We start from the raw sequence: 14269 nt of genomic DNA, 5'->3' as shown, positions 1-14269 counted from the left end.
ATGGGAGAAGTGCTACGTCCTCGGGAAGGAGAGCGCCTGTTCCGGAGGCGCGAGGCGCGCCCGGAACCACCGGCGATCACCCCCGAGCGACAACCACTGGCCACGCCTTCGCGCAACCTCTGGACAGGCCCTGCCGGGTAGGCAGGAACCCCCCTGTCCGGGCCGGCGGCGCTGCCGCCGGTCCGCTCGGTGGGGACCCAGGACCGACGACGCGACTGGCTGCCGTGCTGGTGCGGTATTGGACCGAGCGTCGACGATCGTGGTGCATTCACGCCCTTGACACAAGGGGGTTCGTTACTGGCTAGTAACGGCCCGATAACCAGCCGTCGACGCGCCGGTACCGGGCGGCCACACAGGGTGCCCCCAACTCATGCGACATTCACGGCGGTTGCCCGCCATAGAGGGGCAGACCGGCCGGGTTGATTTACTGCGAGTAACAGCGGCCGCGATTGCCAAGTTTTGGCAAAGTACGGCCACTGTCGCACTCCCCCGCCACATCCCCCGGCGCGCCGCGAAGGCCGACGCGCCGACGGATCAGAAGAGCACCCGCGCCAGGGCCGACCGCGCCGCCGTCACCCTGGGGTCGTCGCCGCCGATGACCTCGAACAGCTCCAGCAGCCGCACCCGCGCCGCGTCGCGGTCCTCGCCGAACGTCCGGCGCACGGCCTCCACCAGCCGGCCGAAGGCGTCCTCCACATGCCCGCCGACCAGATCGAGATCCGCCGCGGCGATCTGCGCCCGGACGTCCTCCGGCCTCTCCGCCGCGTCCTTGCGCACCTGCTGCGGGTCCATGCCCTGGACCCGCCCGAGCAGTTCCGCCTGGGCGAGCCCCAGCTTGGCCTCGGTGTTGCCGGGGTCGTCCGCGAGCACGTTCTGGTAGGCCCGCGAGGCACCGGCGAAGTCATTGGCGTCCAGGGCCTGTACGGCGGCCTCCAGCAGGGCGTCGTACGGTCCCTCGGGGACGGCCGTCTCCTGCTCCCCGTCCGCGTCCGCCGCCGCGCCCGCGTCGACGGCGATGCCGGTGAGGCCGAAGCGCTCCTCGCCCACCTGGATCAACTGGTCGAGGGTCTGGCGGATCTGGGTCTCCGGGGCCGCGCCCTGGAAGAGCGGCAGCGCCTGGCCGGCCACCACCGCGAAGACGGCGGGGATGCCCTGGATCCCGAACTGCTGCATCAGCATCTGATTGGCGTCGACATCGATCTTGGCGAGGACGAACCGGCCGTTGTACTCCCGCGCCAGCCGCTCCAGTACCGGACTGAGCTGCTTGCACGGCTCGCACCACTCGGCCCAGAAGTCGATGACGACCGGGACCTCGGTGGAACGCTGGAGGACATCGCGCTCGAAGCCGGCCTCGTCGACATCGATCACCAGGCTGGAGGGAGCGACGGCACCGGTGCCCCCGTGACGGGCCGCCTCCGCGCGGGCCTGCTCGGCCTTGGCCTTGGCCTCACTGGCCGCCTTCACCGCGGCGAGGTCGACGACACCGCTCATGGACATGTTCCTAGGCTGCATGACTACATCCTCCCCCTTCGGCGCACACTTCAGGAAAGCGATGCGCCCGCGCCGTACGGAAAGCGGTCTGTCCGGCCGTCCCCGCCGGTGTGCGGGGTGTACGGACAGACGCGGTCCGAAGGTCGACTCCGGGTCCCCACCCGGACGTCAGTGGTCGTCGCTGTGAGCCGGTCCCGGCTTTCGCTACGGGTCGTAGCGTAACTTCACCGTCCGAAACCCGCCTGGGATTCTCCCGGTGAACTGGATCACAGCGGATTGCCTACCGGCCGGTATGGTCGCGTCCATGTGTAGCCGCACCCGCCCCGACGGCGGCCCTGTGCCCGACGTGAGCCGTACGGGCCGTCCGCGCAGCGCCGCCGCCGACTCCGCGATCCTGGAGGCGACCCGGGCCGCGCTGGTGGAACTGGGCTGGTCCAGGCTGACGATGGGCTATGTGGCGACCCGCGCGGGCGTCGCCAAGACCACCCTCTACCGGCGCTGGGCCGGCAAGAGCGAGCTGGTGGTCGACGCGGTGGCGGTGCTCTTCGACGAGCTGGAGCTCCCCGACAGCGGCAGCCTGGCCGCCGATGTGGAAGGGGTGGTGCTCCAGTTCGGAGCGCTGCTGGAGCTGCCGGAGACCAAGACCGCGCTGATGGCGGTGGTCGCGGAGTCGACCCGCGACGAGGCACTGCGGCGGCGGATCCGGGACTCGATCGTGCACCGCCAGAAGCGGCTGGTGCTGCTCGGACGGGAGCGCGCCCAGCTCCGGGGTGAGCTGCCGCCCGAGCCGGACGAGGCGACCGCGGCCCGCACCGCGGACCTGATCTTCGATGTGATCGCCGGAGCGGTGGTGCACCGCTCGCTGGTCAGCGCGGAACCGGTGGACCGGCGGTGGGCGCGCGGTTTCACGGCCATGCTGCTCGGCGGGCTGGCCGCCGCCGCGTCGCCGCCCTGACAACGCGGGGGCGGCGGCCCGCCCCGCCTCATCTCGCCAGGCGTCCCAGCAGTGACGAGGCCGCCGCGATCCCGGCCGCTGCGGCGGCCAGCAGCACGCCGTAGTCGAGCAGCAGGTGCGAGGACGTCCCGAGCAACAGCCCCCGCAGGGCGTCGACCTGATAGCTCAGGGGGTTTATCCGGCTCACCACCTGGAGCCATCCGGGCATGATCGCCACCGGGTAGAGGGCGTTGGAGGCGAAGAAGAGCGGCATGGTGATGGCCTGCCCGATGCCCATCAGCCGGTCGCGCGTCAGCACGATGCCCGCGATGGTCATGGACAGACAGGAGAAGAAGGCGGACCCGAGGATCACCGCGACGGCGACCCCCAGCAGCTTCAGCGGATTCCAGGTCAGCCCCACGCCGAGGGCCGCGGCGATGACGATCACCACCACCGCCTGGATCAGCGCCTTGACGCCGGAGGCGAACGCCTTGCCACTGATCAGCGCGGCTCTGGGGGTGGGCGTCACCAGCAGCTTGGTGAGGATGCCCGCGTCCCGCTCCCAGATGATCATGATCCCGTAGAAGATCGCGATGAACATCGCGGACTGGGCGATAATGCCGGGCGCGAGGTAGTCGATGTACGGGATGCCGCCGGTCGGGATGGCCTTGATCCGGGTGAAGGTCTCACCGAAGATCAGCAGCCACAGGGCCGGCTGGACCGCCCGGGTGTACAGCTCGGTCCGGTCGTGGCGCAGCTTCTGCAGCTCGACGACGCACATCGCGACGACCCTGGCGGGCAGGACGCGCCAGCCCGTCCGCGCACGCGGCGGGACGAGCAGCAGATCCAGCCGGCCCGGCTCCGGGGGCTCAGCCGACGCGGGACGCCGTGCGGCGGGTGCTTCGGACATCGCGGAAGTCGCCTCCCTCCTCGTCGAGACCGCTGCCGGCCACATCGCGGAAGACGTCCTCCAGCGTCGGCGCGGCGTCCTTGGCGCCCGAGGCCCGGCGGCGTTCGCGCAGGTCGGCCCGGAGCTCCTCCGGGGTGCCGAGGGCCCGGATCCGTCCGTGGTGCATCAGCGCGACGCGGTCGCAGTACTGGTCGGCCTCGTCCATGTAGTGCGTGGTGACCAGGACGGTCATGCCCGTGGCGTTCCGTACGGCGTTGATGTGCTCCCAGACGCTGGTACGGGCGATCGGGTCGAGGCCGATGGTCGGCTCGTCCAGCATCAGCAGTCTGGGCGCGCTGACCAGCGCCTGGGCGAGTTCGAGCCGGCGGATCATGCCGCCGGAGTAGGTCTTGGCCATCCGGTCGGCGGCGCCGGTCAGACCGACCGCCTCCAGCGCCTGCGCGACGCGCTCGGCACGCTCGCGGCGGGAGACGTCGAAGACCCGCGCGAACAGCGTCACATTCTCGCGGCCGGTCAGCGCGGAGTCGGCGGAGAGCTGCTGCGGTACGTAGCCGAGCAGGCGGCGCACCGCCATCTTCTCCTTCGCGGCGTCGTGTCCGAACACCCGCACCATGCCCGCCGGGACGGGCAGCAGGGTGGTGATACAGCGGATCGCGGTGGTCTTGCCCGCGCCGTTCGGGCCGAGGAGGCCGAAGACCTCGCCCGCGCCCACCGAGAGGTCGAGGTCGTCGACGGCCACTGTCTCGCCGAACCGGTAGTTCAGGCCGGTACAGGTGACGGCGTCGGGCGCGTCGGAGCGCTCGGGGTCCCTGGGCACGTCCTCGCTCATATGCCCTCCACTTCCTGGTGCACGTTCTGGGCGAGCCTGCGCAGTGCGGGGAGGGCAGCGGCGAGGGCCGCCCGTTCCTCGTCCGTCAGACGTTCCACCTGCTCACGCATGAGCGCGCTGCGGCGCGTCTCCCAGGCGCGCAGCCGGGCCTCGGCCGCGGGGGTGGGCAGCAGCAGCGCGGAGCGGCGGTCTTCGGGATCGGTCTCGCGGCGCAGATAGCCGGCCCGGCTGAGCTGGTTGACCAGCGTGGAGACCGAATTGCCCGCGAGATACAGCTCCTTGGCCGCCGCCGAGACCCGTATGCCGGGCTGGGCCGTGACCAGTCTCAGGAGTTCGACCTGGGCGCCACGCAGCGGCGGGGTGGTCAGACCGTCGCGCAGCCGCCGCCGGATCGTCCGCTGGACACCGGCCAGCACCCCGGCGAGCGCGTCATGGAACTCCTCCGTGGGCATACAAGCATTTTAGCTCTCACTCAGAGGTATGAGCCAGAAACGCCTGCCCGGAGCCGCCGCCCGGTGTGCGGCGGCGGGCCGGAAACTGTCGGCGCGCGGCGGTCAGCCGCTGGTCACGGTGGTGTACGCGGTCGCCTCCGGGGCGAGACCGGCCGGTGCCGGGTCGCCGGCGAGCCGGGCGTGCAGATGCTCGTCGTGGTAGGCGCCGTCACCGAAGAGGTGCGAGTCGCGCAGCGTGCCTTCCGCCGGGTAGCCGCAGCGGAGGGCCAGCCGGCAGGAGGGCTCGTTGCCCACCGCGTGGGCGATCTCGATCCGGCGGGCGCCGGCCGTCGCGAAGGCCCAGTCCGTCACCGCCGCGGTCGCCCTGGCCGCCACCCCCCGGCCGCGAGCCCCGGGCAGGGTCCAGTAGGCGGTCATCGCCAGCCCGTCCGCGCGGTCGACCCAGCGCACGCTGACACCGCCCAGCAGGGCTCCGTCGGCGGCGAGCACGGCGAAGGCGGCACCGGCACCGCGCTCCCAGCCCTGGTCGCGGGCGTCCAGCCAGGCCGTGGCGGCGGTGCGGTCGACGGTCGCGAGGGGGTTCCAGAGTGCTATCAGCGGATCCGCAGCGGCGGCGACCAGACCGTCCAGCACCTCCGACTGCGGCTCGGCGGCCCAGGGACCCCAGGGGCGCAGCAGCACATCACCCAGATCGAGCGTGGTGCGGACAAACGCCTGCCGGTCGACGGGGCTCTGAGCGGCGGGCGGAGGTGCGGAGGCGGCAGTCATGGCAGTCTTCCTATCGGACCGCCGCCCCTCCGGCCACTGGTTTACCGCCGCGCCAGTCGCGCCCCCGGGCCCTGTCGGACACGGCCCGGGGGCGTGTTGTCAGAACACTAGAAGCCGGGCGGCTCCGTGTAGATGCCCCACTCGTCCCGCAGGACGCCGCAGATCTCGCCGAGCGTCGCCTCCGCCCTGACCGCCTCCAGCATCGGCGCGATCATGTTGGAGCCGTCGCGGGCGGCGGCCAGCATGGCCTCCAGGGCCGTACACACCCGCGCGTCGTCGCGCGCGGCCCTCCGGTCGCCGAGGACCCGCACCTGATCGCGCTCGACCTCGTGGCTGACCCGCAGGATCTCCAGGTCGCCGGTGACCGAGCCGTGGTGGACGTTGACGCCGACGACCCGCTTGTCGCCCTTCTCCAGGGAGCGCTGGTACTGGAAGGCGGACTCGGCGATCTCGCCGGTGAACCAGCCGTCCTCGATGCCGCGCAGAATGCCCGAGGTGACCGGCCCGATCGGGTGCCGGCCGCCCGGGTGGGCCCGCAGACCCCGTTCCTTGATCTGGTCGAAGATCTTCTCGGCCTCGGCCTCGATCCGGTCGGTGAGCTGCTCGACGTACCAGGAGCCGCCGAGCGGGTCGGCCACATTGGCGACGCCCGTCTCCTCCATCAGCACCTGCTGGGTGCGCAGCGCGATCTCGGCGGCCTGCTCGCTCGGCAGCGCGAGCGTCTCGTCGAGGGCGTTGGTGTGCAGCGAGTTCGTGCCGCCGAGGACGGCCGAGAGGGCCTCCACGGCGGTCCGTACGACATTGTTGTACGGCTGCTGCGCGGTCAGCGAGACCCCGGCCGTCTGGGTGTGGAAGCGCAGCCACTGCGCCTTGTCGGTGCGCGCGCCGTACACCTCCTTCATCCAGCGCGCCCAGATCCGCCGGGCCGCGCGGAACTTGGCGATCTCCTCGAAGAAGTCGAGGTGCGCGTCGAAGAAGAAGGAGAGACCGGGCGCGAAGGTGTCCACGTCCAGGCCCCGGCTGAGGCCCAGCTCCACATAGCCGAAGCCGTCCGCGAGGGTGTACGCCAGCTCCTGCGCGGCCGTCGCGCCCGCCTCGCGGATGTGGTAGCCGGAGACGGAGAGGGGCTTGTACGCGGGGATGTCGCGCGCGCAGTGCTCCATCAGGTCGCCGATCAGCCGCAGATGCGGCTCCGGCTGGAAGAGCCACTCCTTCTGCGCGATGTACTCCTTGAAGATGTCGGTCTGGAGCGTGCCGTTGAGGACGGCCGGGTCGACGCCCTGGCGCTCCGCCGCGACGAGGTACATGCAGAAGACCGGGACCGCCGGGCCGCTGATCGTCATCGAGGTGGTGACATCGCCGAGCGGGATGTCACCGAAGAGGATCTCCATGTCGGCGGCCGAGTCGATGGCGACACCGCAGTGTCCGACCTCGCCGAGCGAGCGCGGGTCGTCGGAGTCCCGGCCCATGAGCGTGGGCATGTCGAACGCCACGGAGAGCCCGCCGCCGCCCGCGGCCAGGATCATCTTGTAGCGCTCGTTGGTCTGCTGGGCGTTGCCGAATCCGGCGAACTGCCGGATGGTCCAGGTCCGGCCGCGGTAGCCGGTCGGATGCAGCCCCCGGGTGAAGGGGTACTCCCCCGGCCAGCCGATCCGCTCGAAGCCCGCGTAGGTGTCGCCGGGCCGGGGCCCGTAGACGGGCTCCACCGGGTCGCCGGAGAGCGTCGTGAAGTCCGCGTCGCGCTTGCGTGCCTTGTCGAACCGGGCCTGCCAGCGCAGGCGGCCCTCTTCGATGGCGTCCGAGTCCATAGCGTCCCTGCCTACACCGTCCATACCTCGAATTTACTAGGACGTCCAAGTAAATGTCGACCGGTGAGCCGCCACAGCTCTCGCGGGCGGCTCATCCGGGGGCCTGGAGAGGGCCCCGGAGCGGTGGGATCAGACCTTGACGGCGGTCGGCGGCGGATCCGTGATCAGCGGCTCGACCTCGCGGACGACCTTGCGCTCCACGAAGAAGGCGGCGGTCGGAATGGTGCCGGACAGCAGCACCCAGACCAGCTTGCCGAACGGCCACCGGGCCTTGGAGCCCAGGTCGAAGGCGAAGATCAGATAGATGATGTAGAGCACGCCGTGGATCTGCGAGACCACGAGCGTGAGGCCCTCGCCCTTGTCGAAGCCGTACTTGAACACCATGCAGGTGCACAGCAGCAGCAGCATGACGGCGGTGACGTATGCCATCACCCGGTATCGGGTCAGCACGCTCTTCTTCATGCCGTCGAGCGTAACCGGCACGTTCCGGGCGATCTCCGCGGGGGTTGCCCCGCTCACACCTCGAAGTCCCGGGCCGCGATCCGCAGCGGGCGCAGCATCGCGACGATCTCCGCGCACCCCTCCGCGTCGTACGTCCCGAGGCCGAAGTCCATGTCCATCAGATCGCGGGTGGCGGCGTCCACCACCTTGCGGCCCTTCTCCGTGATGGAGGCGAGCGTGCCGCGGCCGTCCTTGGGGTTGGGACGCTTGTCGACCAGTCCGGACTTCGCCAGCCGGTCGACGGTGTTGGTCACCGAGGTCGGGTGGACCATCAGCCGCTCGCCGATCTTGGACATCGGCAGCTCGCCCGCCTTGGAGAAGGTGAGCAGCACCAGCGCCTCGTACCGGGCGAAGGTCAGCCCGTACGGTTTGACCGCCGCGTCGACCTCGGCGAGCAGGATCTGGTGCGCGCGCATGATCGAGGTGATCGCGCCCATCGAGGGCACCGGACCCCAGCGCTGCTGCCAGAGCTCGTCTGCGCGTGCGATGGGGTCGAAGGGAAGGCTGAGCGGCTTCGGCACGGCACCGACCTTACCCACTGGTCAAATGACGGTCAGCTCCGTCTCGCCTTTCGGTCCGGCCGGTGCGGAACGGGGGCCGCCGGGGACGCCCGCCCGGTGTCGTACCTCCTGGCCGTCTTTCCGTCATGTAACGATATGCCCCATCCATCGATTCACCAGCAGTCGTCCGAGGGGGCTGGATGTCCGGCCGCAGAGCGCACCGTCCGTTCCGTACGTGTCGCGCGCGCCGGCTGCCGCGCACCGTCGCCGCCGCCACCGTCGCGGCCGTTCTCGCGCTCCTGGCCGCCGGCTGCGCCTCCTCGCGCCAGAGCGGCGGGAGCGAGGCCGGTCAGGCCAGTCCCCCGGCGGGCGCGGCCGACCCGGAGCGCGACACCGCGTCGCCCTTCTGGGTCGACCCGGACAGTGACGCGGCCCGGCAGGTCGAGCTGTGGGAGAAGCAGGGACGCCCGGCCGACGCGCGGGCGCTCCGGCGGATCTCCGAACGCGCGGTGGCCCACTGGCCGGCCGACGAGGACCCCGTACCGGAGATCAGAAGGGCCGTACAGCGCGCGGCGCCCGCCGGGCGCACGGTGGTCCTCGTCGCGTACAACATCCCGCACCGCGACTGCGGTCTGTACTCGGCGGGCGGCGCCCGCGACGCCCAGTCCTACCGCGACTGGCTCGGCTCCTTCGCCGACGCCATCGGGGACGCGCGGGCCATTGTCATCCTGGAGCCGGACGCCGTCCCGCACCTCGTCGACGGCTGTACGCCCGCGCAGCACCACGCCGAGCGGTACGAGCTGCTCTCGCAGGCGATCGTCAGGCTGAAGCGGCTGCCGCACACCCGGGTCTATCTGGACGCCGGCAACCCGGAGTGGATCTCCAACCCGGCCAAGCTGACCGAGCCGCTGCGGCGGGCCGGGGTCAAGACGGCCGACGGCTTCTCGCTCAATGTGTCCAACTTCCAGACCAACGAGGCGGTCAAGACGTTCGGGACGCGGCTGTCCGGGATGCTGGACGGCGCCCACTTCACCGTCGACACCAGCAGAAACGGCGCGGGACCGCTGCCCAAGGACCGGAATCAGCCCTGGTGCAACCCGCCGGGACGGGCGCTGGGCACACCGCCGACCACCCACACGGGCAACGAACTCCTGGACGCCTATCTGTGGATCAAGCGGCCCGGCGAATCGGACGGCCCCTGCCGGGGCGGCCCGGCGGCGGGCACCTGGTGGCCCGACTACGCCCTGGGGCTCGCCCGCAGAGCGAGGCTCTGAGACCACCTCTGAGACCACCGGCGCCCCCGGCCGGGACCGTGAAGCGCGCGGTCCGGGCCCGTCCCCGGGCCCGCGCGCCTATTTCACCAGCAGCCACTTCGCCACGGACGGCACCCCGTGGGCGTCGGTGACGAACAGCATGTACCAGCCCCCGGGCACCAGGGTCCGGTCCTCCGGGACCTCCATCGTCACCGAGTCCCGGTCGCCGCTGAGGGAGAGTTCGATCGAGCGCTGCTCGACATCGGTGGTGTGGGTGACGGCGCTCGGCCGCATCAGCCGCGCCTTGACGATCCGCCCGGGATGCGGCGTCCTGAAGGTCACCCGGCCGCCCCTGACGATCTCGCCGGGCCCCGGTCCCAGCACGGGACGGTCCACGTCGCCGGTGCCCGAGCCCTGGAGGTACGGCGGCGTGTAGATCTCCACGCGCTGCTCGAACGTCCCCAGCCTGGTGTTGTCGGCGTCACCGAAGAGCGGGTCGGAGCCGAAGGTGACCACCCGGCCGTCCGGCAGCAGCAGCGCCTCGGAGTGGTAGTTGCGTCCCACCGTGGGGTCGGCGGCGGGCCGGAAACTGTTGGTCCTGGGGTCGTAGAACTGCGCCTTCAGGATGTCGCTGGCGCCGCGGCCCCGGTAGTCCGAGGAGCCGCCGCTGGTGAAGACGGTGTCGTCCGGCAGCAGCACACTGCTCAGATAGCGGGTGCCCCGGGGCAGCCTGGGCCCCTCCCGGAAGGCCGGGTTGTCCTCCTTGAGGTCGACGATCGCCGTGCGGGCGGTGGCCCTGGACGACTCACCGACCCCGCCGCCGCCGAGGAGCATCACCCGCTGGTCCTGCGCGGGCGGCAGCATCAGGGAGGCCGAGGTCTCGGTCTGGTCGGCGTCGGTGAGCCCGCCGACCTCGGTGAAGGTGTTCGTCCGGGGATCCCACAGCCCCGGCTGCCGGCCCTTCAGCGCGGGCCCGTAGCCGGCGTTGGAGCCGGAGTAGAAGAGCGTCCCGCCCTTGGTGAGGAAGAGCGCGGGATACGTGGGGAAGTAGCGGGTGGGCCCCTTGGACCACTTCCTGGTCCTCGGGTCGTACAGCTCGTTGTCCCCGGTGAGCACGGCGCCGATGTCGTCCAGCCCGGAGACGGCGAGCACCTTGCCGTCGTCCAGCGTCACCAGCGTCGGATACCAGCGGGCCTCCTTCATCGGGTCCACCGGGATGTACTTCTCGGCCCTCGGGTCGAACTCGTAGGCGGACTTGATGCCCTGGAAGTCCTGCTTCTCGGTGGTGATCTTCTGCGCGATGCCGTAGACGTTGTCCGCCTCCCGGCCCCGGAGACCGACGATCTCGTACTGCGCGGCCTGGGTCGTCAGCGACCCGGGCCCCTCCTTGACTGCCTCGACGAACACCCGCGCCTCACCGGCCGTCATCCTGGTCTTCCAGGGCAGCACCCGGCCGCCCTTGCCGTATCCGACCTTCACCTGCCGCCGCGCCTTGGGCACGGTGACATCGAACTTGCTGACGTACTCCATGCCCGACGGCGAACGGAAGCGCGTGCCCTTCTTGAACGTGTAACCCCGGTCCGGGTTCTCGTTCTTGACCCGCATCCGGCCGGCCGCCCGTCCGACCTCGCCGTCGAGCACCTCGTACCGCGCCGTGCCACCGGCCACCAGCAGCCGTCCGTCCGGCAGTTGGGCGTGGCCTGAGCAGAAGAAGTCCTCCGGGGTGGGGATCTTCTTGAAGGTGTTGTCCGCCGGATTCCAGAGGATCGTGTCGAACGATCCCTCGTCGAACTTCTTCTGGTTGTTGCCGGAACCGGCGATGATCAGCACCTTGCCGGTGTGCAGCAGGGCCGCGTGGATCGCGTTCGTACGGTACTGGCTCGGGACGTCGAGCAGCGCCCAGGAGCCGTACTGCCGTTTGTAACCGGGCTGCGCGATCTTGTACGCGTGGTACGTCTCCTCCGCGAAGGAGAACGCCGCCGGGGCGTTGAGGGCCGCGAGCACCACCAGCGCTCCGCCACCCAGCAGCGTCTTCCTGAACTTCTTCGACGGCGTGTGGGGGTGGGACATGGCTCAGTTCCCTCCTGTCGTCGTGGCGAACGCGGGCTCCGGCTCCTCACCTGTCTCGGCGGCGGCGGTGGCGGCCCTCGTCCCGCCGCGCTCCCGCAGCGAGGTCCAGGTCCAGACGGCGACCGGGGAGAGCGCGATGGCCAGTGCCAGCACGGCCCAGGTGCGCATCGCCGCGTGGGTGTGGCCGAGGAACGAGGAGGCGACGAGGGAGCTGACGAGCACGGCGGCCCAGTAGAGATGGAGGCGGAAGGTCATCAGCCGGTCGGGGCTGGCCTCCCGGCCCTTCGGAGTGACCACGAAGCGGCCGTTGGTGCGCAGCACCGCCGATGCCAGCGACTTCAGGTAGACGGGCGCGCAGAGCGCGGACATCGCCATCCCGGCCAGACCGCCCGAACCCTCGGGCTCGTGGGGCGAGACATTGTGCCGGCGGTTCCAGAGGTAGAGGCCGATCTGGAGGGCGGCGGCGTCGCTGTAGAGCATCAGCAGGACCGAGGACGAGACCTGTGTGCCGGAGGCGCCCAGCCAGAGGAAGAGGGCGCAGCTCAGGATCCCGAGGAACCAGTTGACCGCGGTCATCGGGTAGTAGACGAGCATCAGCGTGTAGCTGAGCAGCCGGCCCGGCGGCACCCGGAAGGGCGCCTTCCAGTACTGCTTGAACAGCGTCTCGTACGTCCCCCGGGACCAGCGGAGCTGCTGGGTGAAGAAGTCCGTCCAGGACGCGGGTCCCTCCCCGACGGCCAGGACGTCCGGGGTGTAGACGGAGCGCCAGTACCGCCCGGTGTCCGGGTTCCTTCTGCGGTGCAGCTCGAAGCCGGTGGCCATGTCCTCGGTGATCGAGTCGTACAGACCGCCGATCTGGAGGAGCGCGCTGATCCGGACGGCGTTGTTGGTGCCGACGAACATCGGGGCGTGGTAGCGGTTGCCGGCCCGCTGGATCAGCGCGTGGAACAGGAACTGCTGGGACTCGGCGGCCTTGGTGACCGGCGAGGTGTAGTTGCCGTACACCTGCGGGCCCACGACGAAGGCGATGTCCGGGTCGCGGAAGTAGCCCAGCATCCGTTCGAGGTAGTTCGGGAGCGGCACATGGTCGGTGTCGACGGAGGCGAAGAAGTCGTAGTCGGCGCCGTGCGCGGCGAGCCAGGCGTTGTAGTTGCCGTGCTTCGTCCGTGCCTTGTGTACGCCCTTGTCGCGGTTCCACTCCGGGACGCCGTGGCGGGTGAAGTGGCGGACGCCCAGTTCCGCGCAGAGGGCTCTGGCCTCGGCGTCGTCGCCCTCGTCGAGCAGCCAGACGTCGAACGGGCCGTCGTGGCGCAGTCGTACGGCGCCTTCGAGTGTGGCCCGCGCCATGGCGAGGGGCTCCTTGCCGGGCACGTATGTGGTGAGGAACGCGACCCGGGTGCCCAGCTCGGCCGGGACGGGTACCGGGTCTCGGGCGACCAGCGTGGCATGGGCCACCGAGGCCACGTTGACCAGCATGAAGAAGGCGATGAGACCGATCGACGCGAGCATCACCTGGTCGAAGACGACCAGCCGCCGGTCGGCGCCCTCCCGGGTGGTGCGGTGGGTGGGCCAGACCAGGTAGACCAGCAGGCCCGCGGAGAGGACCGGGGCCAGGGCCATCAGCAGTACCGCCCGTATTCGGTGCGGCTCCCGCGAGAGCAGGCTCCGGTACTGCACCTGGTAGGGGGTGGTGGTGCGGTCCGGCTGGGTGAGCGGACCGGCCAGACAGCTGTAGGTGTCGTAGTCGTACCCTTCCGGCCGCACGGTGCCTCCAGCTCACTAGCGAGGTCGATATCACCACAGAAAGGGAGATTCACCTGCATGTCGACTGGATGCGCCCGTGCGAGCGGTTTTGCCGTCGGGGGCCCTCGTGTAGGCCGTTGGAGCGGCGCCGGCGGGCGCGGACGGAGCGGCGCCGGAGGGCGGACGGGGGCCGGGCTCGGGCCCGACACCGGTGCCGGGCCCGGGAGTTGTGGCGCGGGCCGGTCCGGGCGCGCACGGCGGGCGCGCTCGGCCGGCGGTATCGGGACGCTCAGCCGGAGAGGTGACGCTCCACCGTCTCGACCTTGGAGGTGAGACCGTCCGTGACGCCGGGCCGGATGTCGGCCTTGAGGACGAGCGAGACACGCGGGGCGCGGGCCTCGACGGCGGCGACGGCCCGCTTGACCACGTCCATCACCTCGTCCCACTCCCCCTCGATCGAGGTGAACATGGCGTCGGTGCGGTTCGGCAGCCCGGATTCCCGGACGACGCGGACGGCGTCGGCGACATACTCACCGACGTCCTCGCCCACGCCCAGCGGGCTCACGGAGAAAGCGACGATCATGCGTTCACCGTACCCTCGCGGCGGGCGCGGGCGGCGACGACCTCGTCGTCGGCGGCCCGCTTGAGCTTGCGCTCGGCGAAGAAACCGCCGGTCGGCAGGACGGAGAGGACGAAGTAGAGGGCGGCGGTGCCGAAGGACCACTTGGTGCGGTTCCAGGCGTCCAGCCAGAAGATCACATACAGGACGAAGAGCAGGCCGTGGATCGCGCCCATCACGGGGACCGCGTTGAACTCCGTCGTGCGCTTGAGCACCGAGCAGACCAGCAGCAACAGGAAGGACACGGCCTCCGGCGCGGAGACCAGACGGAGGCGGTGGAGGGAGGAGGCGGTCTTGATGTCCACGAGGAGGCACTTTCGTCATCGGGGGCGAGGTGATCGTGCGAACGCGGATCTCACGCATGCGGACTCGCGGACGCGGCTCCTGCGAC

At 70.8% G+C, this 14269-nt stretch carries 14 protein-coding genes; 2 read left to right on the top strand and 12 right to left on the bottom strand.

All coding sequences use genetic code 11. The features are described 5' to 3' along the window. Nucleotides 1–534: 534 nt before the first annotated feature. On the bottom strand, nucleotides 535–1512 hold the full coding sequence (locus ABZ707_RS15205; RefSeq protein WP_360173565.1) for a tetratricopeptide repeat protein: 978 nt from the start codon (nucleotides 1510–1512) through the stop codon (nucleotides 535–537). 283 nt (nucleotides 1513–1795) lie between these two features. Between ABZ707_RS15205 and ABZ707_RS15200 the strand changes: the two genes are divergently transcribed. Beyond that, nucleotides 1796–2446 (top strand): TetR/AcrR family transcriptional regulator, encoded by a 651-nt coding sequence (locus tag ABZ707_RS15200; RefSeq protein ID WP_360173562.1) that lies wholly within the window; start codon nucleotides 1796–1798, stop codon nucleotides 2444–2446. A gap of 28 nt (nucleotides 2447–2474) precedes the next feature. Here the strand turns inward: ABZ707_RS15200 and ABZ707_RS15195 are convergent, their stop codons facing one another. The 7 genes from ABZ707_RS15195 to ABZ707_RS15165 all read right to left on the bottom strand — a co-directional run bounded on the left by ABZ707_RS15195 (nucleotide 2475) and on the right by ABZ707_RS15165 (nucleotide 8214). Further along, on the bottom strand, nucleotides 2475–3335 hold the full coding sequence (locus tag ABZ707_RS15195; protein ID WP_360173559.1) for an ABC transporter permease: 861 nt from the start codon (nucleotides 3333–3335) through the stop codon (nucleotides 2475–2477). Then, complete coding sequence (locus tag ABZ707_RS15190; protein ID WP_360173556.1) at nucleotides 3295–4164, bottom strand: ATP-binding cassette domain-containing protein; 870 nt, start codon at nucleotides 4162–4164, stop codon at nucleotides 3295–3297. Before ABZ707_RS15190 ends, ABZ707_RS15195 begins: the two co-directional genes overlap by 41 nt. Then, on the bottom strand, nucleotides 4161–4616 hold the full coding sequence (locus tag ABZ707_RS15185; RefSeq protein WP_360173553.1) for a MarR family transcriptional regulator: 456 nt from the start codon (nucleotides 4614–4616) through the stop codon (nucleotides 4161–4163). The genes ABZ707_RS15190 and ABZ707_RS15185 overlap by 4 nt, the downstream gene beginning before the upstream one ends. 102 nt (nucleotides 4617–4718) lie before the next feature. Then, nucleotides 4719–5384: a GNAT family protein gene (locus tag ABZ707_RS15180; RefSeq protein ID WP_360173550.1), complete on the bottom strand. Its 666-nt coding sequence runs from the start codon at nucleotides 5382–5384 to the stop codon at nucleotides 4719–4721. A 107-nt stretch (nucleotides 5385–5491) separates the two neighbouring features. Next, nucleotides 5492–7192 (bottom strand): methylmalonyl-CoA mutase family protein, encoded by a 1701-nt coding sequence (locus ABZ707_RS15175; protein WP_360173547.1) that lies wholly within the window; start codon nucleotides 7190–7192, stop codon nucleotides 5492–5494. Between the two features lie 129 nt (nucleotides 7193–7321). Then, on the bottom strand, nucleotides 7322–7654 hold the full coding sequence (locus ABZ707_RS15170) for a DUF3817 domain-containing protein (RefSeq protein WP_360173544.1): 333 nt from the start codon (nucleotides 7652–7654) through the stop codon (nucleotides 7322–7324). 53 nt (nucleotides 7655–7707) lie between these two features. Continuing rightward, the gene (locus tag ABZ707_RS15165; protein ID WP_360173541.1) at nucleotides 7708–8214 is read right to left on the bottom strand and encodes a MarR family transcriptional regulator; all 507 of its coding nucleotides are present in this window, start codon (nucleotides 8212–8214) and stop codon (nucleotides 7708–7710) included. Nucleotides 8215–8393: 179 nt separating this feature from the next. Between ABZ707_RS15165 and ABZ707_RS15160 the strand changes: the two genes are divergently transcribed. Then, nucleotides 8394–9467, top strand: coding sequence for a glycoside hydrolase family 6 protein (locus tag ABZ707_RS15160; RefSeq protein WP_360173538.1), 1074 nt, complete (start codon nucleotides 8394–8396; stop codon nucleotides 9465–9467). Nucleotides 9468–9545: 78 nt separating this feature from the next. On the opposite strand, the gene ABZ707_RS15155 is transcribed toward ABZ707_RS15160, so the two are convergent. The 4 genes from ABZ707_RS15155 to ABZ707_RS15140 all read right to left on the bottom strand — a co-directional run bounded on the left by ABZ707_RS15155 (nucleotide 9546) and on the right by ABZ707_RS15140 (nucleotide 14183). Then, on the bottom strand, nucleotides 9546–11516 hold the full coding sequence (locus ABZ707_RS15155; RefSeq protein ID WP_360173535.1) for a kelch motif-containing protein: 1971 nt from the start codon (nucleotides 11514–11516) through the stop codon (nucleotides 9546–9548). Between the two features lie 3 nt (nucleotides 11517–11519). Further along, nucleotides 11520–13280 (bottom strand): cellulose synthase catalytic subunit, encoded by a 1761-nt coding sequence (locus tag ABZ707_RS15150; RefSeq protein WP_360173532.1) that lies wholly within the window; start codon nucleotides 13278–13280, stop codon nucleotides 11520–11522. Nucleotides 13281–13548: 268 nt separating this feature from the next. Beyond that, the gene (locus ABZ707_RS15145; RefSeq protein ID WP_319683565.1) at nucleotides 13549–13842 is read right to left on the bottom strand and encodes an MTH1187 family thiamine-binding protein; all 294 of its coding nucleotides are present in this window, start codon (nucleotides 13840–13842) and stop codon (nucleotides 13549–13551) included. Further along, complete coding sequence (locus ABZ707_RS15140; protein ID WP_360173529.1) at nucleotides 13839–14183, bottom strand: DUF3817 domain-containing protein; 345 nt, start codon at nucleotides 14181–14183, stop codon at nucleotides 13839–13841. The genes ABZ707_RS15145 and ABZ707_RS15140 overlap by 4 nt, the downstream gene beginning before the upstream one ends. Between the last annotated feature and the right edge of the window lie 86 nt (nucleotides 14184–14269).

Origin of the sequence: Streptomyces sp. NPDC006923, from assembly GCF_040635655.1 — a bacterium.
Classification (GTDB): Bacteria; Actinomycetota; Actinomycetes; order Streptomycetales; family Streptomycetaceae; genus Streptomyces.
This window is presented reverse-complemented; position numbering and strand designations above follow the sequence as displayed.

Excerpts from the sequence above, each read along its gene's own strand:
- ABZ707_RS15200 (WP_360173562.1), top strand. The coding sequence starts at position 1,796 with ATGTGTAGCCGCACCCGCCCCGACGGCGGCCCTGTGCCCGACGTGAGC.
- ABZ707_RS15145 (WP_319683565.1), bottom strand. The coding sequence starts at position 13,842 with ATGATCGTCGCTTTCTCCGTGAGCCCGCTGGGCGTGGGCGAGGACGTC.
- ABZ707_RS15195 (WP_360173559.1), bottom strand. The coding sequence starts at position 3,335 with ATGTCCGAAGCACCCGCCGCACGGCGTCCCGCGTCGGCTGAGCCCCCG.
- ABZ707_RS15155 (WP_360173535.1), bottom strand. The coding sequence starts at position 11,516 with ATGTCCCACCCCCACACGCCGTCGAAGAAGTTCAGGAAGACGCTGCTG.
- ABZ707_RS15205 (WP_360173565.1), bottom strand. The coding sequence starts at position 1,512 with ATGCAGCCTAGGAACATGTCCATGAGCGGTGTCGTCGACCTCGCCGCG.
- ABZ707_RS15180 (WP_360173550.1), bottom strand. The coding sequence starts at position 5,384 with ATGACTGCCGCCTCCGCACCTCCGCCCGCCGCTCAGAGCCCCGTCGAC.
- ABZ707_RS15190 (WP_360173556.1), bottom strand. The coding sequence starts at position 4,164 with ATGAGCGAGGACGTGCCCAGGGACCCCGAGCGCTCCGACGCGCCCGAC.
- ABZ707_RS15175 (WP_360173547.1), bottom strand. The coding sequence starts at position 7,192 with ATGGACTCGGACGCCATCGAAGAGGGCCGCCTGCGCTGGCAGGCCCGG.
- ABZ707_RS15185 (WP_360173553.1), bottom strand. The coding sequence starts at position 4,616 with ATGCCCACGGAGGAGTTCCATGACGCGCTCGCCGGGGTGCTGGCCGGT.
- ABZ707_RS15160 (WP_360173538.1), top strand. The coding sequence starts at position 8,394 with ATGTCCGGCCGCAGAGCGCACCGTCCGTTCCGTACGTGTCGCGCGCGC.
- ABZ707_RS15170 (WP_360173544.1), bottom strand. The coding sequence starts at position 7,654 with ATGAAGAAGAGCGTGCTGACCCGATACCGGGTGATGGCATACGTCACC.